Below are 26,509 nucleotides of genomic sequence, written 5' to 3' on the forward strand. Positions count from 1 at the left end.
ATGGAACACAGAGGATGATGATAAGGTAGGTGGACTATATTGACCATCCGCAGCCTGATCGGTTACTGTGTATGCAAGAGCGAGATGTACAGAAAGCGGGCGATCGTGATCATGAATACGGCTAAGCCATTTAACACCATTCGAAAAAAACTCATGCTCCTGCTGCTTGCGGCAACGATTTTGCCCATTGCCACCTCCATGATTATCTCTTATAATGCAACCACCAAATCCATAACCGAAGAAGCCATCGCCAAAAATAACCGGCTGCTGTCGCTCGGAAAAACCAACATCATGAACTACATGAACAATATCAACCAAAAGTCGCTCGCCGTCTATAATGCGATGAACGTGCCTCGCTCCTTGTATTATATTTTGGAGCACAGCATGGAGGACGAGGTATTCCCGAACGATATTACCGATGTCATCCGCAACCGCAATCTGCTGAAAGACCACCTCTACAACATCTATCAAAGCGTAAGCGAATTTCATAAAGTCAGGCTCTATGTCGTGAAGCAAAACGCGACTTACCTTCTCTGGAACGACGATATCAAAGTAGGGCAAAACGCAGGCTCCATCCCGGAAACGGCCAAGAAAGCCTATATTGAACCGTCGCATAAAAGCCATAATTACGGGCTCGTCGATCTGAAGTCGGCCGCAAGCGAGGAAATGGTCTTCACGCTGCATCGCCCGATCTTCCTTGCTCCGAGCGAAAAGCTGCTTGCCGAGCTGTCCATCGATGTACGGCTGTCGGTGTTAGAGGATTTGAACCGCCAGCTTTATGACAGCGGCGAGGAGAGCTTCTACATCATGGATTCGAGCGGCCAAATCGTGTTATCCTCGGATAAAAACGAGATCGGCACCGCCGCCAAGCAAAGCTGGTTCGGGACGGTTTTGAACTCGGGGCAGGACAGCGGGCATTTCGATTGGAAAACGGAAGCCTTCGACGGCATGGTCTTTTATGACCGGATCAAGACGCCCTATATGGACTGGTATTTAATTAAGCAAACGCCTTACAAGCATCTGTACAGCGCTGCCGACCGCATAGCCCGCATCAATACAGCCGTCGGAATCGCCTTCCTTGCCGTCGTGGTATTGGCTACCTTATTCATTTCCATCCGGTTTACAAAGCCGCTGCTGCGTCTGATCGGTTACGTGAACAAAATTGAAACGGGTAATTTGAACGTGTCGATCGATATCCACAGCAATGATGAAATCGGCCTGCTTGCCCGGCGATTCCGCTCCATGATGCAGACGATCAACAATTTGATTTTGACCGAGTACCGGCTCGAGATCGCCAACAAGACGAATGAATTGAAAGCGCTGCAGGCCCAGGTAAACCCGCATTTTCTCTACAACGCGCTGCAGTCGATCGGCACCGTCTCGCTCCAGCATGGGGATACGAAAGCCTATTCGCTCATAACTTCCCTGGGCAAAATGATGCGCTACCAGATGAACACGATGGATGCGGTCGTCGAGCTCAGCCGGGAACTCGATTATGTACAAGCTTATCTTGATCTGCAGAAGCAGCGCTTTGATACCGCCCTGCATATTCAACTGAAAATCGACGAGCAGGCCAAACGCATTTTGATTCCAAAAATGATTTTGCAGCCTCTGCTCGAAAACTTCTTCAAGCACGGCTTCGTGCAATCGTCAGAGGAGCCTTCCGTGCTGGTTATTACATGCTTCTTGGATGAACCGAGACAGCTGCTGTCCATCGAGGTACAGGATAATGGCTGCGGCCTGCCGGAGGATCGGCTTCAGGAGGTTCTGCTGCAGCTGAACAAGGTGCCAAAGCTCGGCGCCGCGCGCGAGAATAACCAGGAGGACGGGGGAATTGGCCTGCATAACGTGCTCTCGAGGCTGCGCCTGCATTTTGACTCAACCGCTGCAATGGAGCTGCGCCATGTGCAGCCGCACGGCTTTTCCGTTACGATCCATATCCCGCTGGTGAAGGAGAATGAAGGATGAAGGCATTAATCATAGACGATGAGAAGCATGTGAGGGAAGCGATTCGCCTGCTCGTTCCCTGGGACCATTTTGGCATCGATACGCTGCTCGAAGCACAAGACGGCGCAGCCGCTACGGGCTTGATCCGAGACGAGAAGCCCGAGATTATTTTCACCGATATGATGATGCCGAACATGGACGGCAGGGAGTTGCTGCAGTGGGCGGCCGAGCATGCGCCCGCCAGCAAAATCATCGTGATCAGCGGCCATGATGACTTCAGCTTTGTTCGCCATGCGGTAAAGTACGGCGGGGTCGATTATATTTTGAAGCCGATCGATGCCGAGCAGCTGGTGAGCGCTTTGACCAAAGCGGTGGACAGCTGGACGACGGAGGAACAGGAGCGTACCCGCAAACGCAAAATGAATATCGAGCTGAACCAGCTGAAGCCGATGTATTTGGAGCAGTATTTTTCGGCGATAATTAATGAGCCCGGCACTTATTCAAGCTTTGCCGATACGCTGAAACGGGAGCTCGGCATTACGTCCCCGGTTACTAGAGCGCGCATCGCAATCGTGAGGCTTGATCTGACCTCGCCTGCGGTAAGGGAAAAGTTTGCGGACGGACTGGATTTGCTGTTATTCTCGCTGACGAATATCTGCAATGAGTTTCTGAAGGAGAAGGAGCTTGGCTTCGCCTTTCGCCACCGGGGACATGAGCAGGAGCTGCTGCTTCTGTTCTGGGGCGAGGGCGTGCAGGCTCCAGAGCTGATAGCCGAAATGAACGATGCCATGTCCTTGGCGCTTAAAACGCGGTTCCACTTTGGGCTCGGCCACCCAGCCGCCTTCCCTGAAGCCGCAGCCGGCGCTTATCAGCAAGCTAAGCTTGCGCTGCTGCGCCGAAATCTGCTCGTTAACCATACTTACTGCCATCCGTTCAGCACTGCCGCCCCCGGCAGCAAAAACACGCAGCAGCTCTTCAGCGAGCATGAGGAATCTCTGCGTTTTGCCGTTCTCAGCGGCAACAAAGAGCAAATTCGCCGCGCCTTAAAGCCGTGGTTTGATACGCTTGAACAAGCCGGCAGCGTATCGTTAGAGCAGCTTCTCGTTTGGCGCCAGCAATACGAGCTGGCCAAGTCGATATGGGAATCCAAAAATGACCGCGGCAGTATTTCGGAGCAGGCCCCGAAAGCGGAGGAGCAGGTATTATTGCCTGTCGATGCCCATGGTGTTTTTGATTTTGAACAATGGAAGCATGCTGTATTTACGGAGGCTTGCGAGCTCGCCGCACAATTAGCGGAGCGCGACAAAGAACGCAGCGTCATCGAAGACATTGCCGAATACATCGAACAGCACCCGCATGAGGAAATTACGCTGCAGGACATATCGGAGCGGTTTTTCTTGAGCAGAGAATATATATCACGGAAATTCAAACAAGAAACGAATGGGAATTTATCCGATTTCATTGCGGAGGTGCGGATTAAACGGGCGAAGGAGCTGCTGGCGAACGGACAGCTGAAAATTTCGCAGGTCGCAGAGCTTGTCGGCTTCCAGGACGAGAAATATTTCAGCCGGGTCTTTAAGAAACGAACAAACTGCTCGCCTAACGATTATCGAAAGCATCTTTTTGGCGGAGATTCGTAGGCTGCTGCTGCCTCTAGCGGCAAAAGCAGGCGTTATGCGAATTTATAAAAACCCTAGCGTAAACGACGGCCTTCGCTGTCCTTAGCGGCAGAAGCTCGTTTCGTTTCGTTGTAAGCAAAAAGCCGAGCCCCGCGCGAATGGCGTTAACCATTCGCGCGGGGCTCGGCTTCTGTTCGTGAATAAGGGAACTACATGATTGGCGTACCCTTTTTCAACGTCTTCATGTCACTATTGGAGTTATTGAGCGCGGGCAGCATTTTCTCGCCGCTGACCATTGGTTCATGGCAGATTAAACAAGTCGGAACGTGATCAAACGCAAAGTTATCGCGCATCCAACTGTTGCACCCTTCCGTCTCGCATGTCCATACCTTCGTGTTTTCTTCCGGAATTTCTTCAAGCGGTTTTTTACGATTGTACATGGTCAGCCCCCTTCGCGATAAAAAAGGAAAAACTGCCTCGAACTTATAGGTTAGGGGCAGTTATCATTTATAAACAGCAGTGTATTGTGAATATTTGCTTCAAACTTGCAATTGATTTCATTGTACCATATTTCGTCCAATAAAGGCAAATATCAGCCTATGCTCATGCGCCTTTTTTTGAGGAATCGTTGTAGTAAGTAAACAGCTGCTCTATCGGCTTAAAATACAGGTGTCCGTCCTCCCACGGTTGAAAGTGAAGATCCATCCTGGAGTCGTTCCAATCGGCAGGCGTGCCTGCCGTGCTTAGTCTCCCTGGCAATAACGGCTCCTCTACAACGGCTGGAAACTCTTGATAGCCAAACAGTAAATTTTCGTGCATCGCGATGATTTCGTATTTCGGACCATGGAAAGCCCGCTCTTCCTGGAGCTGGTAATGAAAATAAATATAGCTCGCGGCCATCTCCGGCTTCAAATGCGCAACCCTACCTACGCGGCGATCCACCGTTTCCTTGCGCAGCCAATGCTCATAGCTTGCAGGCTCGTTGAAATGAAACACGTCGGTCATCGGGATCCACTTCCGCGGCGCAGAATGCCCCGGCCAATCCTCCAGATAAGGCGCCATCGACGGCAAAAGCACCTCCGGCTCCAGCGGCCGATTCACGCACTCATAGTAAACGAACACATTGCGTTCCCATTTGAAGCAGCCCGCCGTCATCAGCTCGCCCTGCTCTAACAGCTGATGAACTGCTTGCTCCCGTTTCGCGGCTTCCATCGCTTCCGCTTCAAAGCCTTCTCTCATTTGCGCCCGCGCAATCACTCTAAACATAAGTACCTCGCTTTGTGTAACCGAATGTTAAGTCATACTTCGCAATATCGCATTCTGTCTATGTATCGTTTGCGCCGGGCCTGTTGTACCATTATATGCTGTCCATGACGCACATATGGCTATTATAAAGGAGGACAAACGCTGCTTTCAATCGCCGTTTCATAAATATATGGATGGAGAGCCTGATTTCTCGATTGTTGGTTATTCTAAATAATGAAGTTGCAATGCACTGCTTAAAATAAAGGAGGATGATGGTTTTGGAAAGCACAAGCGAGTTTGTGGCTAAGGTAAAGGCTACGCAGCAAAAGGCCGAGATGAATAAAAGACGCGGCGGCAACGGCACTCCGGCTGAGCGGCTGAGCACTAAACAGCACAGCACCAATAAATAGCGGAAACAAAGCATGGTTGTCCAGCGAGATTCATTCGTTGTAAGCCTGCCTGGTGAAAAGGCCCTTAAGCGCTTATGCCGCTTAAGGGCCTTTTCACTATGGATTTCATGGCTTACCGTATTAAACGGAATATTCATGCGGATAATACTCGATGCGGGAATCCGCGATAATCGTAAGCTTGCTCTCCGCCGCGTCGAATTCAACCGGGCCATCCTTGACGTAATACCAGGTTTTTAAAGTCGGCTGATCGTCAAATTCCTGAAAAACAAACACGTTCAGCTCTTCTTTGTGCGCCAGCACATCCTCAATCATCGGGCCCCAAGGCATGCTGACCGTGAATTTCCATCCCTGTCCCTGCGGAATTAGCGTATAGGGAACATCCTGTTTATTCGAATCAATAAACATCCGCCCGCCCACTGCGTGTTTCACCTGAAACGTCTGTTTCATCTCGAACCCCTCCCAAAAGCTTGCGCATGCAAACTTACTTCGTATGCCTAAGGCAAATCAATAAGCATAAAAAATACGGCTGCCGACGCGGCCAAAGAAAGCCCATCCGCCGCTTCGATCTGTGCGGTATCGCCAGTCTCCAGCGTTTCCCCATGCACTTGAAGGCTGCCCTCAATGATATAGATAAATTGCTTGCGGCCAGGCTCGACCGCGTAGGCCAGATTCTTTCCCTGCTCCAGCTTGCTCAAATAGATGGTCATGTCTTGGCCTATCGAGGCTGTCTGCCCATCCGCTTGCCCGGAGACGACAGGCAGCAGCGCATTATGCAGCTTGTCGATATCGAAGCGGCTCGCTTCATAGGATGGCGCCAAGCCCCGCTCCTTCGGCATAAACCACAGCTGCAGCAAGCGCAGCTCCGTCTCCTCCGAGGCGTTGAATTCCGTGTGGATGACACCGGTGCCCGCTGACATGCGCTGTACCTCTCCAAAAGAGGATACAACCGAATTGCCGAGATTATCTTCATGTCGGATCTGACCGTTCAATACGATAGAGACAATTTCCATGTCGCTGTGGGGATGGGCGCCAAAGCCTTTTCCCGGAGCCAAATAATCGTCATTGCACACACGCATAACGCTAAAGCCCGTTCGGTTCGGATCATAATAAGCGCCGAATGAAAAGCTGGGTTGGCTGCGCAGCCAGCCAAGATCCGCCGAATGCCGCGAAGCTGCGGGAAATACGTCGATCATCGTCTCTCCTCCAAACAACTATTTATTTACTTACTTATTTATAGCAGTTTTATTTCTATCAAGCAAGCTATAACCCCCGTTTGCAGACAAACCAAAAAGACGGCCGAAAGCTCAAAAGCTGCCGGGCGCCTTTTTACTTTATTTTAAAGCAGGCTCTCCATTGCGCACCGGATTAAGCAGAGGCTCAAAGCCTTCGATGCGGCATTCCACAACATCTCCGTCTCGAATAACGACAGCGCCGGGGGTGCCGGTCATAATAATATCCCCAGGCAGCAGCGTCATTACTTTCGAATGGAAAGAAACCGCAAATGCGGGCCGAAACTTCATGTTAAACACTTTGTTCCGATGCGCGGCCGCCCCGTTAAGCGCCGTCTCCACGTGAATGTCCAGCAGATCGGGAAATTCATCCTTCGTAATAAATTGAGGCCCGAAGCTAAAGAAGGTATCAAAGCTTTTGGCTCTCGTTAAGTACCGCTGATTTCTGGCGTGGATATCGGATGCCGTTACGTCGATCGTCGTCGTATAGCCAGCGATGGCGTCATATACTTCAGCTTCCGTTATGTTTTTGCAAGTCTTGTCGATAATAATGCCTAACTCGGCCTCTGCCGTGATCGTCCCCGCCCCCGGTGGAATCCGTATGGCATCGAGCGGGCCGATAAGGGTCGTATCCGGCTTCATAAAGCTGACCGGCTCATCATTCGGATCCGTAGCAGCAAGCTCCGCGGCATCCTTCACGTAGTTTAGGCCGATGCCCCAAATTTTTCGGGGATGCCGGTAGAGGGGGCCGTACTCTGCTTTTACATACGGAATAGACGCAAGCTGTGACAGCTTCTCCTTGCCGCTGGTGTTGTACCATTCCGTGAGAGTCGCAAGCTCTCCAAGACGAATCAGCTCGAACAGCTCCGTACTCCAGCCTGCCCGTTCCGCTTCGTTAATCGTTTCTATGAGGACAAGCCCGTTCGCGACTGAAATCGCGGCTTGCTCATTGCCATTTATTTTTACGGTAGATAATTTCATCGGTGAGCACTCCTCTGCTTTAGCTTATGGCTCTACAATTGCCGATACGTGGTCAGCTACCCATTCCAGCAGCCGCAAATCTTGCCCGCGGCCCGCAACAAAAGACAGGCCGACCGGGTAACCGTGTTCTCCCGCAATTGGCACCGTCACCTGCGGTAGTCCCGCAAGTCCGGCTATGCAGCTCATTTCGAGCGTTTGCACACGGCGCTGCTCCACCTCGGAACCCGACAATTGAAGCAGCGGAGCTATCGCGGGCACTGTCGGCAGAACAAGAACGGCATCAGTCCCGAGCAGCTCATTCATACGGAAACGCACGGTTTCTCGCAGCCTGTACGCCTCGCCGCTTTCCTCTTCCTTGAGCGTGCTCGCCCAAGCAAACCGTTCAGCAATTCCCGGGCCGAAGACGGGCTGTACGCGTGTGATCCATTCTTGGTGCGCGCGCCAAATTTCCAAGCCCTGAATGATGCGAAAAGCGTTCATCCACTCCCGCAGTCCGTTCGGCGCCACGACAACCTCCCCATGCTGCTGAGTCCTTTCACGCAGTGCCGGAAAATAGCGGGATGCCGCCGATATTGTGTGGTCATCCGTTAATGACCATACATCCTGAGCGAACAGCATCCGCGCAAAACCCCGGTCGGCAGACGGCTCGGTATCCAGAAGCACTTTTCCCACCTCAAGCAGCGTCTGAGGATCGCGGGCCATCCAGCCCACTGTATCAAAGCTCGGTGCAAGCGGGATCAAGCCGCGTGCATCCACCGCCCCATGCGTTGGCCGAATGCCGTAAATCCCGCAATAGGCGGACGGCACTCGGATCGAGCCTCCCGTATCGGTACCGATCGCAAAGTCTGCCAGCCCCGCCGATACAGCGACGGCCGAGCCGCTGGAGGATCCTCCCGGTATGCGCCCAGACGCTTTCGGATTGACCGGTGTCCCGTAATGGGCATTTTCTCCGTTAATGCTGTACATTACTTCATCCGTAAGCGTGGTTCCCTCCAGCCTCGCACCGTTTCGGAGCAGGCGGTCTATCACTGCGGCGTTTTCCGTCGAGGGCCCGTGCGTCCGCAGCCAATCCGGATTGCCTGCACCCGGTGTATGGCCGGCAATGTTAAACACATCCTTGACCGCAAACGTTTTTCCGCTTAAGTTCCCCTGAGCTAGAGGCTCTAAAACCAATTGTTCATTTGCATACGCGTTCCAGCTTTGCTTCATCGTGATTTCAGCCTCCATGTCTCTCCTATTGGATACTACCAGCCTATTGCGGCGCCATCACAGCGCGGGTCCGATCCGCCCTGCAGGAACCCTTGCTCATCGCGCATAATCGCATGCGCATGCCCCATAATCCCGTCAAAATCCTTGACTTTGCGCACAATATGGCCCGCCTGCGCCAACGATTCCAGAACCTCCTGCGATACGCGCCCCTCGATCTTCAGCTCCTGTGTCGGCTCTCCCCATGTCCGGCCCCAAACCCATCTAGGCTCGTTAATCGCTTGCTGCGGATCCATTCCATAATCAATCATCCGGGTAAAAATCGCGGTTTGGGTCTGCGGCTGTCCCTCTCCGCCTTGCGTGCCATACAGCACGGCCGGTTTGCCATCACGGCAGGCCATCGCCGGCATGAGGGTATGGAATGTTCTTTTGGCCGGCTTCAGGCTGTTTACATGATTCGGGTCAAGCGAGAAGAACGAGCCGCGGTTTTGCAGCAATACTCCCGTATTCCCCGCTACGACGCCTGATCCGAACTCGAAATATAGACTTTGAATGAAGGAGACGGAATTCCCTTCTTCATCGACAGCGGCCGCATAGGCCGTATCGCTGCCAAGCACCTCCGATTTCTCCGAGGAGGCCCGGTCGAGTGCAATCGAGGCAGCAAGCGATGCCGCATAATTTTTATCCAACAGCCGCTCAAGCGGCACATTCGTAAATGCGGGATCGGATAAGTAGGTGTTCCGGTCACGGAAGCTCAGCTTAAGCGCCTCAATGCACAGCTGATAATAATCATGCGAGCCATGCGCGATTTCACCCAGCTTAAACCGTTCCAATATATGAAGAGCCATAATAGCAGAAAAACCTTGGGAGTTAGGAGGCATTTGATGAAGCGTATAACCCCGGTAGGAGCCTTCGACCGGCGTTACCCAATCCCCGTGATGATCGGTAAAATCATCCGCCGTCAGAAGCCCGTCATGCTTGCCGAGGAAATCCGTGATTTCCTTTGCCGTTTCTCCCTTATAAAATTCATCGCGCCCGAATTCCGCCAGCCGCCGCAGCGTCTTGGCCAGCGCAAGCTGTTTAAAGCGCTCGCCTGTCTTCGCGGCCTGACCGCCAGGCAGATAAATATCCGCGGTTTCAAGCGACCTCGCAAGCACCGATTCATTATGAACCGTGTTCTGATATTGATCATTCGACATCGGAAAACCATTTTCGGCATAGTCTATGGCAGGTGCCAGCACTTCCGCCCAAGACAAACGGCCATACTCGCGATGAACCGCATCCCAGCCGTCAACCATGCCGGGTACCGTGACGATACTGCCGATGCCCCGGTTCGGTATGGCTGCAAGACCCGCATAGGCGCCGATATTCGCTTTATAGCCTGAACGCCCGCTCGCATTATAGCCGCGAACCTTGCCTTCGCCATGATGATAGCCGAGCCAAAAGGAATCTCCCCCGAGACTGGTCATATGCGGGTACACAACGGCAAGACAGGCGCTGACCGCGATCGCAGCATCATAAGCATTACCGCCCTTCTCCAGCATGCGCGCGCCTGCCGCAGTAGCTAAATAATGAGGACTCACAACCATTGCTTTCGTTCCAACCACGGACTGATTCACATCTACCACTCCCAATGATGATAATTTGCTAACAAGCGCAAACGGCTGCCGTTATCCATTGGCGGCAAAAAGCCCGTTTTGCGGTGAACGATAAGAATCCCTATAAGTTGAATAACTTATCCATTCCTATATCTAAATAAAACTCGTAAACGGTTTATTTTTTATGATAGATAATATAACATTGTATATGAATTTAAAATACCATCTCCGCAAATGATAGGCAACTAAAATGTAATCAGTTTTAATTTATTGTATTGAAAACGACTGATAATGTGTATATATTTATACATATGGTAATGAAAACACGATATTACAAGACACCTTGAAATAGCACAAATATGGATTGGAGCTGATAAGCAAGTGCAAACAAGACCAATTGACGAGACATATACGATAGAAATTGATGATATCGATCGTAAAATCATTGCTGAACTTAATATGAATGGAAGAATATCTTACACCGATTTAGCAAAAGAAATCGGTTTATCCCGCGTAGCCGTTCAATCCCGTATCAATGCTTTGATGGACGGAGGGGTAATCGAACGGTTTACCGCCGTGATAAATCCGGAGCGAATCGGCATACACGTATCGGCTTTTTTTAATGTGGAGGTGGAGCCTAAGCATTTGCACGCCGTCGCCGATCAGCTCTCGACTGAGCCGTTCGTTACCAGCCTGTACCACATGACCGGTCCCAGCAAGCTGCACATGCATGGCCTATTCCGCAACAATCAAGAGATGGAGCATTTTCTGAAGGATAAGCTGTACACCTTGCCGGGTATCATGAGCGTCGATTGCCAGGTGCTCATTAACCGTTACAAGAGCCGTATGGGAATGAGGCTGTAAAAAATGGCGAGCAAAATAATGAATAACCGCTATATGCAGCTGTCATGGGCGATGATGAAGACCGGCATTATCGGCTACGGAGGCGGGCCCTCCGTCATTCCGCTTATCCGTTACGAAGCCGTTACGAATTACAAATGGATCGAAGACGAGGAATTCGGTGAAATCCTAGCTCTTGCAAATGCACTGCCGGGACCGATTGCCACAAAGATTGCAGCTTATTTGGGCTACCGGGAAAAAGGCACGCTCGGCGCGATCGTATCCGTTCTTGCCCATATCGTTCCGTCCGGCATTGCGATGATTTTGCTGTTAACGACTGTCCAATTTCTCAGCAGCGCGGCGTTCATCCAGGGAATGATCGGGGCCGTAACGCCCGTTATTGCGGTCATGCTTGGCATGATGGCCTATGAATTCGGAGAAAGGGCCGTAAAGGGGCTCGGCAAATACGTTGGCTTTGGTTTTTTCGCCTTGGCCTTTGGACTGCTGCAGGGCATTCATATCCATCCCGCTATCGTCATTCTATTATTTCTAGGTTACGGCGCTTTCCATCTGAGAACCGTAGGTGCCCTGCAGCGCAGAAAGCTGCAAAAGCAGCAGCGTACCGTGCAGCAGAAGGAGGGCGTCACGCGTGGAATGGATTAATTTAGTTATCGGGTTCTTTATTGCCAACGTGCTCGGTTACGGCGGGGGCCCCGCTTCCATCCCGCTCATGTACCGGGAGATCGTAACCAACCATGCGTGGACGACGCCGGTTGAATTTTCAAATATTCTTGCTTTGGGCAACGCGCTGCCTGGTCCAATAGCGACAAAAATAGCCGCGTTCGTCGGCTACGACGTCGGCGGCTGGGTAGGCATCCTTCTAGCCTTAGCCGCAACGATCGTCCCTTCGGCTGTCGCGCTGATCCTGCTGCTTAAAGTGCTGCAGAAGCATCGTCAGTCGCCAGTCGTTAAAGGAATGACCCTGCTCGTGCAGCCCGTCATTGCCGTCATGATGCTTCTGCTGACTTGGCAAATGGCTCAAAGCTCGGTCGAATCGATTGGCATCCTGCAATCTCTGATCATAGCGGCAGTCGCTTTCTGGGCGATGCAGTTCCGCAAAATCCATCCCGCCATCGTTATTGTTATCGCATTCGCATATGGGGGGCTAGTTATCCCCCACTTGAACGTACTTTAATTTTAATCCATGCCAAAGAGGACTGCTCCTCCGCAAAGCTTACTTTGCCGGGGTGCCAGTCCTTTTATTTTGTAAGATTCATCCGCTATATCTAGTTAACAAACCATTTATAGAGGTAACTAAGCAGAATCCCAATGATAAATAAGAGATAAATGCTGTACTTTCTTTTTTCAGACTCATCCGATAAAGCGGCATCCATAAAGTATACAATCGCTGTAAGTATGATTTTAAATAGTAGCTGTTGAAAAGGAAGCGCTAGTCCCATGCCGAATGCAGCCAAATAAAATATGATTTTCAAGTTCATTGCATGACTCCTCCAATCAAAAATCTCTTCATCCGCATGAATGCTTCTTTGTTGCGATCACCCATACCCATCTCTAACAGCTTGCCATACTTTTTACTGGCACGCGGCTAATTTCCCTCTATGCAAAATCCTTCGATTTCATACGCCACAAACCGCCTGCAGCGCAAATCAAACTAGTAGCCAGCAGCAACAAGGCTGAGGTTGTCAAACTAGCTTCTCCGGCAAAATTTCCTGTAAAATGCGAGAGCATGTCCAAATGAAACATCGGATAATAATGAACAATCGGATATGATTTCACCATGATCGATAATATGGAATCGATAATCATGACGAAGATAAATGAAGCAAGTACGGAAAAAGACGGATTAATGCTTAAAAGCAAGGAAAAGAATAATACAACGGTTGCAACTGTAAATATCGTCAACATATTCAAGAATAGCCCCATAATCGTAAATTCCCAGCTCTCCATGATGAAAGGCGCAGCCGAGGCATCCAGCACAACATAGGGATCCAAGAATCCAAAAGCCCCGTCCCGTAAAAAGCCGATGAAAAACGTGACAACGTTCATGAACAGCATGAGGCCTGCTGACATAACAAATAATGAGATCAGCTTTGTCCAAAAGAGCTTTGCTCTTCCCATCGGGCTGAGAAGCAATAGCTTCATTGTTCCTGAAGACGTTTCTCCCGAGAACATATCGCCTCCAATAACGATAATAACAAGCGGAATGATATATTTAATTGCGACGCCGCTAATATCTGCATTCAACCAGTGTATCGCACCCTTAGGTTCTGGTTGGATATTCATTTCCAACTGATGCTGCATAATGGAAATCTGACCGCTTGCTTGCCTATAAGTAGGATCATCGGTTTGGAGAGTTTGGAAGTATTGCTTGAGTTGACTTAATTTCATTTCCAGCTCTGAATGCCAATCCACCGCGGATACGCTCGTTGGGGCGGTATTTGCAGAAAACCATTCAACGACCATTAATGCGATTGCAAATAAAGCATATATTCCAAGTATCCAGAAAATACGGTTCTTTTTTTTGATCCATTCATTCGCTAATACTCCGTACAAATACCCCACTACGCTCTCTCCTTGCCTTGCGTTGTGTCCAGAAAGAAATCTTCCAACGATTGCTTGGCTTGCCCGACCCAATAAACATGGACACCTTGCTGATACAGGTGATTAACGAGCTCTGGAATATTCCCGAAATCCACATTTATTAAAATTTGATTGTCTCTGGCAATAGGCTTATAGCCTTTTGAAGCTAGAAATGAACAAGCAGAAGTCAATTTATTCTTATCTACCGTAAAGCTCACGGTATCATTTTGAAGGGATGACATTTCTTTCATAGCAATTGTTTTACCATGATCAATGACAATTACCCTATCACATAATTGTTCCATTTCGCTTAGGAGATGAGAAGAAATAAAGAAGGAGACTCCCGTCTTCTCCCTGAGCTCACGAATGAGCTCGCGCATTTCAATAATCCCGGAAGGATCAAGCCCGTTAGTTGGTTCATCCAAAATGATTAAACTGGGCGATGCCAATAGAGCCTGCGCAATGGCTAACCTTTGTTTCATACCAAGGGAATAACGCTGCACTTTCTCATTAATACGATCTTGAAGCTGCACCATTTTGACGCACCAGTTTATTTTTTCAGTAGATATTTTTATTCCGCTTATTCGGGCAGCCTGCATAAGGTTCTCCCATCCGGACAAATAGCCATAAAGCGCCGGCTGTTCAACGATTGCTCCAATATGCTTCATTGCCTTCGAAAAGTCCTTCTGGATGTTATAACCCATAATTTTGATATCGCCTTGATCGGGCTTAATCATTCCTGTTATCATACGGATCGACGTCGTTTTCCCTGAACCGTTGGGACCCAGGAACCCCATAATTTCGCCTGCGTCGACATGCAGGGATAAATTCTCGATTATGTTTCGTTTACCCAGCCTTTTTGAAACGGAGCTAACTTCCAATACTCTTTTTTGCAGCATATTCTTGATTCCACCTCAGACTAGTAGATTAGTAGGGCAAATCCTCTTTCCTAATTCGAAACCATACCAAGCCATAACAAATAAGCGTGGTACATAAAAGCACCATCACTGACACGGCCATAGATGTTTCGCCTTTAAAAGTTGTATTTAAGTGTGAAACCAGATCCACGTGGCGCATAAAATAATACTTTAGAAATGGCAAACTGTTCTGAAAAGGAGTTAGTAATATTTTCACCAAAACCATTATGACCATAGCTATGACGACAGATAAAGCAAGGCTGCGAATATAGTAGGAAATACAAACGACCACCGCTGACAGCGCAATAATCGTAGCTGTATTTAGAAGAAGCCCGATTAAAATGAATAACCAAACTGGCACAGCATAAATGGCTCCCCATTGTATGGCAATATCTCCAGCCCAGTCACCCCAGCCATTTCTAACCTGAAGCAGATAGTTTAATAAATAAGATAAAAATAAAACCATCATCGAGCTAATCGTAATAAACGCCAGCTTAGCATGAAAAATCGTTTGCCTGCTTACAGGACGCAGCAGCATGGATTTAATCGTTCCCGAGCTCAACTCGGAGGAGAAAATATCGGCCCCCATAAAGATCATTAGAATTGGAAATAGAAACGTTATGTAAACGCCTGTCATCGATTTAATTAACGTATGAGTATTTGTCGAGCGGTCTAGCTCGATATTATGCTCAATATGAAAGGCATACCAGTCAATTTGGGTTTGCAGCCGTTTTCTTGCTTGCGTTTCCTCTGTCGGCATGGCTTCGATAGCTTCCGTCAACCTATTTAATTCGTCAGCAGCTGTCTGTTTGGAAATCGTCTTTCCGCTTACCCCGGATTCATTAGAAGACCCGATAAAGGAGTAACGATCATTAAGTAAAGCCGTTATTAAAATACCAGCAAAAAAAATAAGCATTACCGTAAAAACGATTAACAATCGGTTCTTTCTTTTTACCCACTCGTTATAAAAGGAACCTATGAAGTAAGACAACGATCGATCCTCCCAATATAAACAAATCTTGAAGATAGCATCTATTTGTACAGATATTAACAATTATAATTATTTTCTAAGATATGTCTACTTTGATAAGCATGGGCCAGTGGGAACAGATATAACATCCATTCCTGCTGGCCCATCGCAAACCTTATTTTAGAAAATATTAGAAATCCATTCCCACACATAAGTTACTGTTTCGATTACAACATCGACCCAGATCCACTCCCAAATTTTCTTGATAGCGTTCCAAACTTGCTTCTGTACTTTTTCCGTCTTCTTAATAACTCTTCTTACCAATCTCCACATACTCTTTCAACTCCCAATGCATTTTGTTGGCCACAACCGAAATATAACACTGGGTTAAAAAGAGTGAATTCTCCATATTCAGGCATAAAAACGGTTTTAAAGTCAAAAAAACCCAAATTACATAACCTATTTAAACCAAACATAAACATTATTATATTTTTATAAATATAATTATACTTACCGACCCGGTTTAAATAGACTGATTCTTTGTACTAAGAAATATAGGACTTTTTGTTTTAGATATTTAAGTATATTATTCCAGGTAGTGTTAAATAGAAGTTCTCTGCTAAATCTACTAGGGGGGTTAAAAAAATCAACTTAACGCGACTCGGAAATGAAATCAGCTATCTTAGGAAAAAGAGACAGTTAACGCAATATAAGCTCTCTACGGAGCTTTGTACGCAAGCGTTAATCAGTAAGATTGAACAGGGTCAGGTGCTTCCCAGTGTGGAGATCCTGTACAAATTATCTATTCGATTACGAGTCCCCTTTCATTCTCTATTTAAATCTTTGATATATGAGCGACAAGACTATTATGATCATCTATTTGAATATTTAGATCTCATGAGTTTTCAAAGAAACTATAAAGAGATTAACACACTATGCCAATCAGAAATGAAAAAAAAACTATCTGACGAAATTATAAATTTAATACACGAGTACTATACGGTATCCAGTTACTTTTTAGGGGAAATGAGCTTTCAAACCGCTATAGATCAACTGAATAAGCTGTTGAAATCCAATGTACATTACCATCATTATACGAGCGAAACGATTCTAATCCATATGGCTAACCTCTATGCCGATCAAAACATGTTCAGTGAGGCGATTGAACGATTCAAAATGGTTATTTCGGAACATAAAGATTGCCCAAATTTTAATTCTTTTAAGGTAAAAGTATTTTATGACCAGGCTATTGCCTACTATAAAGAAAATAAATTCAATTACTCTCTCGAAAGCGTAGAAAACGGAATCAAACATTCTATTAAACATCATGACATGCGTTATTTAGGTCACTTATTTAAATTAAAAGCTGATAATATGGCTGGTTTGAACTACACCGACGATAACAAAACATTGACGCTGTCAATGGCGGACATTTTTTTCCGATTATACGAATATCAAGGTGAATCTCGGCAGCGAGTAGACAGAATGCACAACCTGATTTAAAAAATAGGGAAGATGCCGGAGGACATATGAGAGAACCGACACAAAAATTAGACCTAAAAGCCATCAATGGTTGGCGTATTGAGGCCATTATTGAAGGCTTAATCGTAATAACGCTGTTTGTTATCGTGCAGGCCATTTTGACGATATTTGATATCCCAGAAATCATTCATCTATTGATTTGGATTTGCTTAGGTTTATACTTCTTGTTTTTCCTCTACCACGTTTCCGTAATGCCTAAACAAAAATATAAAAAATGGAAATATGAAGTTAGTTCAAATGAAATCATGATGAGTGAAGGCATCTTCTTTTACCGACTGATGCAAGTCCCAATTAACCGTATCCAACATGTGACCATTAAACAGGGGCCCATCGCCAGAAGATTTCAATTAGCTTCTGTAGAAATAACAACCGCTGCTTCTTCAGTAGAAATTAATTATCTTGCTTATGATTTGGCTGAGAGAGTAAGCTCAGAAATTAAGCAATTCGTTCTCCGGAGTGATGCGCATGAATGAGATAAGAGCTCCCCACATGAAGCTTCACCCCAGCATCATATTTGCCGGCAGCATGAAAAAAATAATAACAATGCTCCTAATAAGCGGAATCTATTTGATCCTGCACCAAAACTACATCATGACTCTGTCTGTAAACGTGAGAGGCATTATTGTAGCTAGCATGCTCCTTAGTATAGGGAGAAGTTATTTTTTCTGGAAAAATTTCAGTTACTGCTTTGATGGCGGGCATCTCATTATTAATAACGGAATATGGTTTAAAAACAAACGATCCATCGCAATTAATCGTATTAGCAACATGGATGTGAGAGTCTCCTTATGGCAGCGTATTTTCGGCGTGGCTGAATTGCGTTTGGACACAGAGGGCGGAGAAAGAGAAGCCTTGATTAAGCTTGCAGCGGTGAACCATAGCGAGGTAAAACGCATTAAAGCGATTATTAATTATCAGGAAAGTGAAAACGCCATCGCATGGCAACTAAAACCGTCTTCGATTATTTATTATGGTCTAACAACTATGAAACTAGGATATTTATGTTCATTCATCCTTTTTGTCTATTTTCAGCTCGATTTCATTCGTGATAGTCGTAATGTGATCGCTCTCGAGAAGTCTTTGTCTGCCATAGAGCCGACGATGAGAATAGCTATATACACTACTCTTCTTCTTACGCTTTCCATTTTATTATCGGTATTCTTTGCTTTTTTCCGGTTTCATCGCTTCCGTGTTTTAATGCATGATCAGAGCTTGCAAATAAAAAGCGGGTTAGTCAATACGCATACGGTTACGATAAATCGGGACAACATTGCGGCTATTCGCATTGAAGAGAGCTTATTACGCCAACCGTTTCAGGTGTGTACCGTATATTTAGATTGCGTCAGCGGAGGAAACGAGGAAGAAAGCAGCAGCACGATTCTTATTCCTTGGGTAAGCAAAAAAGCCTTAGCTCCGCTGCTGCAAAATTATTTTCCGAACTTTGATTTTTCAGTATTAGAGCGGAAGTTGGATGACACAAGCTTAAAACTTTATCGAGCACCAGCCAGAAGCTTTCTTAGCTTCTCCTTGATAAAGTTGACTGCAGGCTTCTGTATATGGCTCATACTGGGACAATTCGTTATGCTTCAGTCTTACATGACCATGATGGCAGCAGCTGCATTCCTAGTGGTAATCTTATGGAGCTATCTGCAATACAAAGATCATGCGATTAGCCTGACAAACCTTGGCCAGCTATCCTTTTCGACAAGATTCATTCACAAAAAAACGATTTTCATTCGTAAGAATAGTCTTCAACAAATCAGTTTCCATCGCAGCTTTATTCAAAAATTAAGCAACCTAACAACCATAGCATTTATAGTAAGAACCTCCGCGTTTCGAAAAAACCATCGTGTCAGACATTTAGGTAATCACAGTATTTCACTTGTTTCAAAATGGTTTTCTACGGATGACAATCAATAGTATCGCAGCAATGGCTAGCTTTCATAATTATCACGATTACCAGGAAGGAATATGTTATGAAAAAATTATTCGAGATCATGTTATACGGCGGGCTAACAGGCTTCATTATTATGCGTATTTTTTTCTATGAACATAAAGACATTATGTTTGCTTCAGCTTTAATTGCTCTATTAGGACTAATTGGCGGTAAAACACTTCGATCTAGAAAGGCCAATAATCATAACCAATAATGAATAAATTCCAGTTTCTGCAACAGCCTACTTCCAACAATAAATATGTATCTCCATCTCAGGAATAGGTTGTTGCATAAATCTCAATCCTCTTAAAAAACACACCCGTTTTACAACCACAATCATTCTACCTATATTTTAGTAATTTATCCACGCAAACCCTATTTCGGAAAATACCAATGTCATTTTCGTTGCCTGAGTCCTACAGCCTATACTATGATTAGTTGGGGGTAGGAAATAGGACCCCCCTATTTAGAAAATAAAATTAATCTGGAGCGACGAAATGGTACCCATTCATATTCTAATTGTTGATGATCATCCAAAATGGGAAGAATGTATGCGATCTATTTTATCTCCCGAAGACGATTTTCACATTATTTCGTGTACTTCCGACAGAAATCATGCATTAAGCCTTCTTCATCAAGCAGACCTCGTCATTATGAGCGAGAACGGACAAGATGAGATTGCACTAGCCCGCCAAATGAATCAAATCAAATCCACCAATATCATACTTCTAACTGAAAATAAAAGTAACGAGACAATCCTAAACGCGTTCAGTGCCGGAATCGTTCATTGTCTTCGAAAAACCAATATTCGCGAACTTCCGCCCCTTATCCGATATGCCGTGCAAAATGAAAACACAATGAAAATACTACTAGATGATTATGCGAGATTGAAAAAAGATGCTTTGCTCCAAGAGCTGACACCTGCCGAGCGAGAAATACTTGAATTGATTAACCAAGGTCTATCTTATAAAGGTATTGCAACTAAGTTGTTTAAAGCGGATAGCACGATTAAAAATCAAATTAGCAGCATCCTAAAAAAACTTAATGTCCGTACGTCTAAACAAGCTCTAGAAAAAATAAATCGAATAGCAACATAAATGAGTAATAGATTGAAAGCAAAACTGTTACGAAGATTAAACCTCTATGAAGAATCAAACGAAAAATGCCCGCCAACCTTAAGCGGTCAGTGGGCATTTTATTAAATAGGAACAGCTATTTGACTATAACCTTCATCACGCTGCTTTCGTTCATGCCGCTGGCGTTTTCTAATTCCACGCGATACTCGTACGTCCCTGACGTTCTGCCGCTCACGCTGGTAAATGCGGTTTGTGCATAAGGCGTTTTGGCCGTCAGCGTTTGGGTATCGATAAGCACGCCGTTCTCGAAGAGACGGTATGTGGTGCCGTTCGTGCCCCACCACAGGTTCATCGTGATTTTGTAATCCCCGTTTCCATCCCAGTTATCATGGGATAAAACCGGTTTTGCAGGCGCAGCATCCTTTACTTTGACCTCATGCGATCCGCAGGACGTTGTCCCATAGGAGTTAATCAGCTCACAGGTATAAGTATAGGTGCCATTTGCTTTGCCTGTGATGCTCGTTGCGGCCGTTTGTGCCGAAGGCGAGCGGTCAGTCAGCACCTGCGTATCAATAAGCAGTCCATTCTCATACAGCTTGTAAACCGTGCCGTTGTTGCCGTACCAGAGATTCATCGTAATTTTGTAGCTGCCATCCAAAAGACCGTTATCATGGCCATTGTTATTGGACAGCACCGGCTTGCCAGGCACAGCCGTCGCTTTCTCGATTCCTGTCACGATTATCGTCACGGTCTTCGCGGTTTCAAGGCCTTCATTATTCACGGCCACCGCCGTAAACATATGAATACCTGCATTATCTTTCAATGGAAGCTGGCTTCCGTTCTCAATCACCGTTCCGTCAAACGTTAACACCAAACTGCTGATTCCCGATTCTAGGTCCTCTGCGGTTACTTGCAAGGTGTACACGTCCGTTGTCTTTAATTGCTGAGGAGGCAACCCCGCTACTGCCGGTGCAGTCGTATCCTCGGGCTGCTGCGGTGCGCCAATATACTGAATATGCGGCGCAGCCGGCTCCGTCATATCGGCCCCAAGATAGAAGCTGGTATGCGGAGGCTGGTTGTAGGCTACGTTCTGCCAAGCAACGCCCAAGCGGTACACCGGATCATGCATCAACGTGCGGATCCGGTGCTCCGTGACATCCGTTGTCGTATAAATGCGCAGCTCCGAGCTGTCCGACGATCGCCACATGACTTCCTCGCGCCAGTCACCGAACAAATCAGCCTGCAGGCTCGGGTTCGCTTTGGTCGAGTTGTTGGAGGCCGCACCTTCCGCTGTAAATACGTTTTCGGTCGTTTCACTCGCGTAGTCCCACTTATCAATGCGGTTATAATCCTGCAGCTCGCGCAGCAGATCGCCATCCCACCATACGCCGAAATTCGTAGACGTTGGGATATTCGTCGTAATTAATTCGCCGCGCGCGTTGTATAGGCCGGTAATCGGGATATGCTGCTCGTTCGTGATCGTAGCCGACCATGCCTCTTCGCCCACATGGTTCGGATCAATATCGGCCGAGAGCCCGCGTCCCGTGTCTATACCGGTATGCACGCCCCATAAAATTTCGCCCGTAGCCGGATCACGCATCTCCATGCCGTATTCGGAATCCGTATGCTCATGCACGTCGAACAATTCGAGCCCCGGTCTTGTCGGATCAAGATCGCCCAGATGCATAGCATCGCCATGTCCAAGCCCTGTATTGTATAAAGGCTTACCGTCATCGTCGATCGCCATGGCGCCGAACGAAACTTCATCTTTGCCGTCGCCGTCTACGTCGGCAATAGACAAGTTATGATTGCCCTGGCCGGCATAGCTTCCGTAACCCTCGTCGTTCGAATCGAATTTCCACTGCTGTTCGAGCTGACCGTCACGGAAGCTGTACGCGGACAATACCGTTCTCGTATAGTAGCCCCTGCTGAAAATAACGCTAGGGTGCTCGCCGTCCAGGTAAGCAACGCCTGCCAGGAAGCGGTCTACGCGGTTACCGTATGCATCCCCCCATGCGCCAACGTCCCCGCGCGGAGGATCGTAAGCCACGGTGTCTAGCTCCCCGCCGGTTAATCCGTTGAAAACGGTCAAATATTCATTCCCAAGCAATACATAACCGCCGCTGTTGCGATAATCCGCGCTGGCGTCGCCAATGGCTTGGCCTTGACCGTCAATCGTCCCGTCTGCGGTCTTAAACGTAACCTCTGCGCGTCCGTCACCGTCCAAATCGTACACCATAAACTGCGTATAGTGTGCGCCTGCACGGATGTTCGGGCCCAGATTAATGCGCCATAGACGCGTTCCGTCCATTTCGTAAGCATCCATGTATACGATGCCCGTATAACCGCCCTGCGAGTTATCCTTGCTGTTCGAAGGCGACCACAGCAGAACAATCTCATACTGGCCGTCACCGTCCAAATCACCGACGCTCGCATCTCCCGCGCTATACGTGTACGGCTGACCGTCCTTCGTATAATCATCCGCCGGCTTCTGCAAGGGAACCGACAAATATTGCTTCTGCCATACGCCGAATGCTTCGGAGGCCGGTTTCTCTATGCCATTCATAACCGAAGTCAATTTGTAGGAGGAGCTGTCCGTACCCGCCGTATCGACATAGTTCGTCGTATCCGTTATGGGCGCTGCGTTTAGCTTTACGCCGTCGCGGTACAGGTTAAACCCAATGGCTGCCGGATCCAAGCCAAGCAATCTCCAGCCGATATAGTTGCCTGCATCCTGTTTAACCGCCACCGGTGCACGGTCCAAATACTCCATATTGCGATATAGCGTGGTCACCGCAGGTGTTTCCAAGCTCGCCGATTGCTCGGAGATGCCTCCTGCGTTAACCGATGCGACTTTATAGTAGTAAGAAATAGTCGTCAATACCGTTGTGTCCGTATAGTTGGCCTCTGTCGATTTGCCGATCAGCGTATATTCCCCATCCGCTTTTTTCGCACGGTAAATATTAAACATACGTGCTTCCGCAACAGCATCCCAGGTGAATGTGATGTCGTTTTTATTCGTCGACTGCACCGCTAAGCCTGTCGGAACAGCCGCCTTTGCGACGTTTGGATCAATCATGGATACGGTAAGCACATTTGAGGCTACCGATTCAAAGCCTGTGCTTTCCACGGCTGTAACCGTGTATTCGTAATCCAAGCCAACATCGGCGGTCAGGTCCGTAAAATAGGTGTCCGACGTTTCGATAAGCAGCTCCGGACTGCTTGCAACGGTCGCTTGACGGTACACACGGTAGGCGGATGCGCCGTCTACCGCTCCCCAGGAAAGGGCTGCCGATACCGGATCGCTATTCAGGTCGATGCCGGTAAGCGTCAGGTCCGTCGGCGACAGCAGAAGCGGCGTAATTTCCAATCCGTTCAGGTGAGCCGTCTGGCCGCTGAAGACAAGGTTCATCTTCCCGTCCTTCACCGCGATTTGGTTAAACATCTTCTCGGCAATATTGGCTTTGCCCGAAGCAATCGTGCCATAATCCTTGCCCTCAATGCTGACGTTCGTCCTCGTCGAGCCGATCCAGTCCCCCGTATACGTCTTCACCGAATAGTAGCCATTCGGGAGATCGACTTGGAATTCATACGAATTGCCAAAATACGCTACAAAATCCCTGCGCAAGTCATCCGTTGCCGATCCGCGGTCGCGATCGATCATGCCTGTGCTCGAAGTAAGGCCGTACCCAAGCTCCGGCGTATAGAGAACGTTGCGGTTTACTTCCGTATATCCTGACGCAACGGGAGCGCCTACCGGGCCAAAATCGAAGCAGTATAGGGCCGATTTGGTCGTAATCGATACGGCATTCGACGGCTCTGACTCGCCCCGCCCGTTAACCGCTGTTACGCGAACCGTATAGGTCTGGCCCTCCAGCATGCCTCCGATCGTCAGCTTCGGAACGGTTGCAGTTCCGATCAAGGCATAGGCCGTGTCCGGCTCTGATGCGAGTTTTCGGTATATTTTATAAATATCCGTTCCTTCCACGGCATTCCACTGCAGCTGAGCGCCCGCGTTGCTGACGCTGCCCGCAACCAGCCCGGCAGGCTTAGCCGGCACGGCTTCAGGCTGTTCAATCTCTTGAACAAAATCCGCCAGCGGTACATTCAGCTGCTCAATGCCTCCCGCGAGCAGGCGGGCCAGCTGGATGGCGCCGTACTCCTGGAAGTGCGTATTGTCCGCAGACCCATTCGGGAAAGCCCCGTAAATCCCCGGCTCAACATGCAGGAATACAGATAAAGTAGCCTGCGCGCCGATGGAATCGTAATACGCCACGCTGAGCGTACTTAGGTCGACCAGCTCCACATTCAGCTCTTCGGCGACATCCTTCATTGCCGCTACATATTCCGGAAAGCTGACGTTGAACTTGCCCGTATCCGCATTAAAATCTCTGCGGCCCATCGGCGTTACGAGAATCGGCGTAGCCCCGCGCTGTCTCGCGCCGTTAATATAGGTTTTCAAATAATTTTTGTAGTCGGCCGGCGATGCGTACCGATCCGGAACGCTGATGGTTGCATCGTTATGGCCAAACTGAACGAGGAAATAATCACCCGGCTTAATGGTACGCAATACCTCATCCAGCCGTCCTTCGAAGATGAAGGATTTGGAGCTTCTGCCGCCGATCGCATGGTTTTTGAACATGACGTCATTGCTGAAGAAACGCGGCAGCATTTGGCCCCAGCCTGCTTCGGGCTCCCAATACGGGTCATATGTTTGAACCGTCGAATCGCCGGCAATATAAACGGTCGGGAGCTCGCCTGCTTGGCGTGCCTGCTGCTTCGTAATGACAAGCGCATTGATTTTCGGCGCGCTTCCGCTGAATTCCAGATTCAGCTGGCCGTCCACCAAAGCGATCTGGAAATCCATCTCCAGAAACTGTCCAGCCGCTTTGCCTGTAAGCTGTACCTTCTGAATCGTTTCGGCTTTAATCGCAATTTCCGATGCTTCCGAAGCGTCGCCTGCGATAAGCGACACGGTATAGTCGCCGTTCGGAAGATCAACGCTGAATGTTGTATTCAACGGCATGGCAAAGTCGGATTTAAGCGCATCCGCCGTCCCTCTGTCGCCAAAGCTTACCTTTGAAATATCGGCAAAGCCGTATTTCAGAGCCACGGAATACGCTGCTGCCGATGTAATCCGCGTATAGCCCTCCGCTTGTGCCCCTGAACCAAAGTCGAAGCGCTGAACGTCTCCCTCCGGCAGCGGATCAGGCGTCGTAAACACTGCACTTGCTGCCGTGCTCGACACACCCGACTGGCCGCGATCGTTGGATGCTGTAATTTGATAGTAATGCGGTACGGAAGTGTCCACGCCTTCATCGGTAAACGCCGGTACGGTCGATTGCCCGATTTCCGCGAATGGACCCGCTTCCGCATCGGAACGCCAAATTTTATAGCCTGTCGCTCCGTCCGTTACCGTCCAGCTTAGCTTTACGGCTGATTCCATTACCTCGCTGACCGTTAAGCCTGCCGGTGCTGCCGGCGCTACGGCAGCAGGAATTTCAACCGCAGCCGTCGGCTCGCTCAGCTCGGATTCCAATCCCGCGGCGTTCAATGCCGTTACCGCGTACGTATAGCTGCTGCCTTCCGTTACATCCGTATCGATAAAGGAAGCGCCCGTCGATTGTCCCGCGAGCAGGCTCGCGCCGCCGCCCTCTGTCCGATAAATCTTGTAGAGAACCGCACCCGCAACGCTGCCCCACGAAAGCGACACGTCATTCTTTGTCACTCCTGTAACAGCAAGGCCCGCAGGCGCATCCGGCCGAACAGGCATGACCTGTTCAATAACGAGTCCGTTCAGATAGCCATATCCGGCAGATGCGGAAATGCCGACCGTCAATTGCCCGTCATTTACCCTGGTCCGATAGGTGGCTTGCGCAATAGCCTGCCTCGTTGAGATCGTTCCAGCCGCAACGCCTTCCAAGGCGACGTTCGTTTTTGTCGTGCTTGTTCCTGTTAGAAGATCGCCTGAATAAACGGTGACATCATATTCTCCGTTAGGTAGATCCGCGTAAAAGGAAAACGAGCTGCCGAGCACAAAATCATTGGTCAGCTCATCGCCGCCCGAGCGATTCCGGGACGCAAGCGCCGCACTGAGGCCATAGCCCGCTTCTGCCGTATAAAGCTGGGCCTCATTAACAGCCGTAAACCCTTCCTTCACCGGACTCGCGGCAGTGCCGAAGTCGAATTTCCCCACCCATTGCTCCGCGCTTGCATTCACCTGCCGTGAACCAAAAGGCAGGCCAGGCATGACAGTCGAACTTATAACGGCTGCTGCCAGCAATATTTTAAATAAACGATTATGGTTTCTTCGCATATAACATGAATCCCCCGCTTTCCTAAAATAAAATGCCTCATTTAGCAGCACTAAGATGGAGTAAGCGTTTTCATTT

Annotated in this window: 24 protein-coding genes; 11 read left to right on the forward strand and 13 right to left on the reverse strand. The window is 48.3% G+C overall.

What is annotated here, in order from left to right; genetic code table 11:
• Nucleotides 1–39 precede the first annotated feature (39 nt).
• Nucleotides 40–1,968 (forward strand): sensor histidine kinase, encoded by a 1,929-nt coding sequence (locus ACN6MW_RS12625; RefSeq protein WP_419875707.1) that lies wholly within the window; start codon nt 40–42, stop codon nt 1,966–1,968.
• Nucleotides 1,965–3,587: a response regulator transcription factor gene (locus ACN6MW_RS12630; RefSeq protein ID WP_419875708.1), complete on the forward strand. Its 1,623-nt coding sequence runs from the start codon at nt 1,965–1,967 to the stop codon at nt 3,585–3,587. Before ACN6MW_RS12625 ends, ACN6MW_RS12630 begins: the two co-directional genes overlap by 4 nt.
• A gap of 188 nt (nt 3,588–3,775) precedes the next feature.
• Here the strand turns inward: ACN6MW_RS12630 and ACN6MW_RS12635 are convergent, their stop codons facing one another.
• Together ACN6MW_RS12635 and ACN6MW_RS12640 are read right to left on the reverse strand one after the other, a co-directional pair.
• Complete coding sequence (locus tag ACN6MW_RS12635) at nt 3,776–4,006, reverse strand: cold-shock protein (protein WP_053373644.1); 231 nt, start codon at nt 4,004–4,006, stop codon at nt 3,776–3,778.
• Nucleotides 4,007–4,169: 163 nt separating this feature from the next.
• Complete coding sequence (locus ACN6MW_RS12640) at nt 4,170–4,832, reverse strand: hypothetical protein (RefSeq protein WP_419875709.1); 663 nt, start codon at nt 4,830–4,832, stop codon at nt 4,170–4,172.
• Between the two features lie 257 nt (nt 4,833–5,089).
• Between ACN6MW_RS12640 and ACN6MW_RS12645 the strand changes: the two genes are divergently transcribed.
• The gene (locus ACN6MW_RS12645) at nt 5,090–5,221 is read left to right on the forward strand and encodes a DUF4023 domain-containing protein (protein ID WP_419875710.1); all 132 of its coding nucleotides are present in this window, start codon (nt 5,090–5,092) and stop codon (nt 5,219–5,221) included.
• A gap of 120 nt (nt 5,222–5,341) precedes the next feature.
• Here ACN6MW_RS12645 and ACN6MW_RS12650 read toward each other — a convergent pair whose 3' ends face one another.
• The 5 genes from ACN6MW_RS12650 to ggt form a co-directional block, all read right to left on the reverse strand.
• Nucleotides 5,342–5,668: a hypothetical protein gene (locus ACN6MW_RS12650; protein WP_419875711.1), complete on the reverse strand. Its 327-nt coding sequence runs from the start codon at nt 5,666–5,668 to the stop codon at nt 5,342–5,344.
• Nucleotides 5,669–5,715: 47 nt separating this feature from the next.
• Nucleotides 5,716–6,414: a pirin family protein gene (locus tag ACN6MW_RS12655; protein WP_419875712.1), complete on the reverse strand. Its 699-nt coding sequence runs from the start codon at nt 6,412–6,414 to the stop codon at nt 5,716–5,718.
• Between the two features lie 138 nt (nt 6,415–6,552).
• Entirely contained in the window at nt 6,553–7,431 is an 879-nt protein-coding gene (locus ACN6MW_RS12660) for a fumarylacetoacetate hydrolase family protein (RefSeq protein WP_419875713.1), read from the reverse strand.
• A gap of 24 nt (nt 7,432–7,455) precedes the next feature.
• Complete coding sequence (locus ACN6MW_RS12665; RefSeq protein ID WP_419875714.1) at nt 7,456–8,640, reverse strand: amidase; 1,185 nt, start codon at nt 8,638–8,640, stop codon at nt 7,456–7,458.
• A gap of 35 nt (nt 8,641–8,675) precedes the next feature.
• Nucleotides 8,676–10,256, reverse strand: coding sequence for a gamma-glutamyltransferase (gene ggt / locus ACN6MW_RS12670; RefSeq protein WP_419875715.1), 1,581 nt, complete (start codon nt 10,254–10,256; stop codon nt 8,676–8,678).
• Nucleotides 10,257–10,616: 360 nt separating this feature from the next.
• Between ggt and ACN6MW_RS12675 the strand changes: the two genes are divergently transcribed.
• The 3 genes from ACN6MW_RS12675 to ACN6MW_RS12685 are packed head-to-tail and all read left to right on the forward strand — an operon-like array spanning nt 10,617 to nt 12,270.
• On the forward strand, nt 10,617–11,099 hold the full coding sequence (locus ACN6MW_RS12675; protein WP_419875716.1) for an Lrp/AsnC family transcriptional regulator: 483 nt from the start codon (nt 10,617–10,619) through the stop codon (nt 11,097–11,099).
• Between the two features lie 3 nt (nt 11,100–11,102).
• Nucleotides 11,103–11,738 (forward strand): chromate transporter, encoded by a 636-nt coding sequence (locus ACN6MW_RS12680; protein ID WP_419875717.1) that lies wholly within the window; start codon nt 11,103–11,105, stop codon nt 11,736–11,738.
• A complete protein-coding gene (locus tag ACN6MW_RS12685; protein WP_419875718.1) occupies nt 11,725–12,270 on the forward strand; it encodes a chromate transporter in 546 nt (181 codons plus the stop codon). Before ACN6MW_RS12680 ends, ACN6MW_RS12685 begins: the two co-directional genes overlap by 14 nt.
• Before the next feature lie 91 nt (nt 12,271–12,361).
• Here ACN6MW_RS12685 and ACN6MW_RS12690 read toward each other — a convergent pair whose 3' ends face one another.
• The 5 genes from ACN6MW_RS12690 to ACN6MW_RS12710 all read right to left on the reverse strand — a co-directional run bounded on the left by ACN6MW_RS12690 (nt 12,362) and on the right by ACN6MW_RS12710 (nt 15,896).
• Nucleotides 12,362–12,574, reverse strand: a complete 213-nt coding sequence (locus tag ACN6MW_RS12690) for a hypothetical protein (protein WP_419875719.1) — start codon at nt 12,572–12,574, stop codon at nt 12,362–12,364.
• A gap of 118 nt (nt 12,575–12,692) precedes the next feature.
• Nucleotides 12,693–13,658: an ABC transporter permease gene (locus ACN6MW_RS12695; RefSeq protein WP_419875720.1), complete on the reverse strand. Its 966-nt coding sequence runs from the start codon at nt 13,656–13,658 to the stop codon at nt 12,693–12,695.
• The gene (locus ACN6MW_RS12700; protein ID WP_419875721.1) at nt 13,658–14,575 is read right to left on the reverse strand and encodes an ABC transporter ATP-binding protein; all 918 of its coding nucleotides are present in this window, start codon (nt 14,573–14,575) and stop codon (nt 13,658–13,660) included. The genes ACN6MW_RS12695 and ACN6MW_RS12700 overlap by 1 nt, the downstream gene beginning before the upstream one ends.
• 28 nt (nt 14,576–14,603) lie before the next feature.
• On the reverse strand, nt 14,604–15,584 hold the full coding sequence (locus ACN6MW_RS12705; protein WP_419875722.1) for an ABC transporter permease: 981 nt from the start codon (nt 15,582–15,584) through the stop codon (nt 14,604–14,606).
• A 159-nt stretch (nt 15,585–15,743) separates the two neighbouring features.
• The gene (locus ACN6MW_RS12710) at nt 15,744–15,896 is read right to left on the reverse strand and encodes a hypothetical protein (RefSeq protein ID WP_419875723.1); all 153 of its coding nucleotides are present in this window, start codon (nt 15,894–15,896) and stop codon (nt 15,744–15,746) included.
• A gap of 339 nt (nt 15,897–16,235) precedes the next feature.
• On the opposite strand from ACN6MW_RS12710, the gene ACN6MW_RS12715 reads away from it, so the two are divergent.
• The 5 genes from ACN6MW_RS12715 (at nt 16,236) to ACN6MW_RS12735 (ending at nt 20,138) form a co-directional block, all read left to right on the forward strand.
• A complete protein-coding gene (locus ACN6MW_RS12715; RefSeq protein ID WP_419876338.1) occupies nt 16,236–17,066 on the forward strand; it encodes a helix-turn-helix domain-containing protein in 831 nt (276 codons plus the stop codon).
• Between the two features lie 26 nt (nt 17,067–17,092).
• Nucleotides 17,093–17,578 carry a PH domain-containing protein gene (locus ACN6MW_RS12720; protein WP_419875724.1) on the forward strand — a complete coding sequence of 162 codons (486 nt, stop codon included), beginning with the start codon at nt 17,093–17,095 and terminating at the stop codon, nt 17,576–17,578.
• On the forward strand, nt 17,571–19,025 hold the full coding sequence (locus ACN6MW_RS12725; protein WP_419875725.1) for a PH domain-containing protein: 1,455 nt from the start codon (nt 17,571–17,573) through the stop codon (nt 19,023–19,025). The genes ACN6MW_RS12720 and ACN6MW_RS12725 overlap by 8 nt, the downstream gene beginning before the upstream one ends.
• A 56-nt stretch (nt 19,026–19,081) precedes the next feature.
• Nucleotides 19,082–19,255, forward strand: a complete 174-nt coding sequence (locus tag ACN6MW_RS12730; protein WP_419875726.1) for a hypothetical protein — start codon at nt 19,082–19,084, stop codon at nt 19,253–19,255.
• 283 nt (nt 19,256–19,538) lie between these two features.
• Nucleotides 19,539–20,138: a LuxR C-terminal-related transcriptional regulator gene (locus tag ACN6MW_RS12735; protein ID WP_419875727.1), complete on the forward strand. Its 600-nt coding sequence runs from the start codon at nt 19,539–19,541 to the stop codon at nt 20,136–20,138.
• 115 nt (nt 20,139–20,253) lie between these two features.
• Here the strand turns inward: ACN6MW_RS12735 and ACN6MW_RS12740 are convergent, their stop codons facing one another.
• Nucleotides 20,254–26,433 (reverse strand): fibronectin type III domain-containing protein, encoded by a 6,180-nt coding sequence (locus ACN6MW_RS12740; protein WP_419875728.1) that lies wholly within the window; start codon nt 26,431–26,433, stop codon nt 20,254–20,256.
• Nucleotides 26,434–26,509 lie beyond the last annotated feature (76 nt).

Source organism: Pristimantibacillus sp. PTI5 (assembly GCF_048572955.1).
In the GTDB taxonomy this organism is placed as follows: Bacteria; Bacillota; Bacilli; order Paenibacillales; family Paenibacillaceae; genus Pristimantibacillus.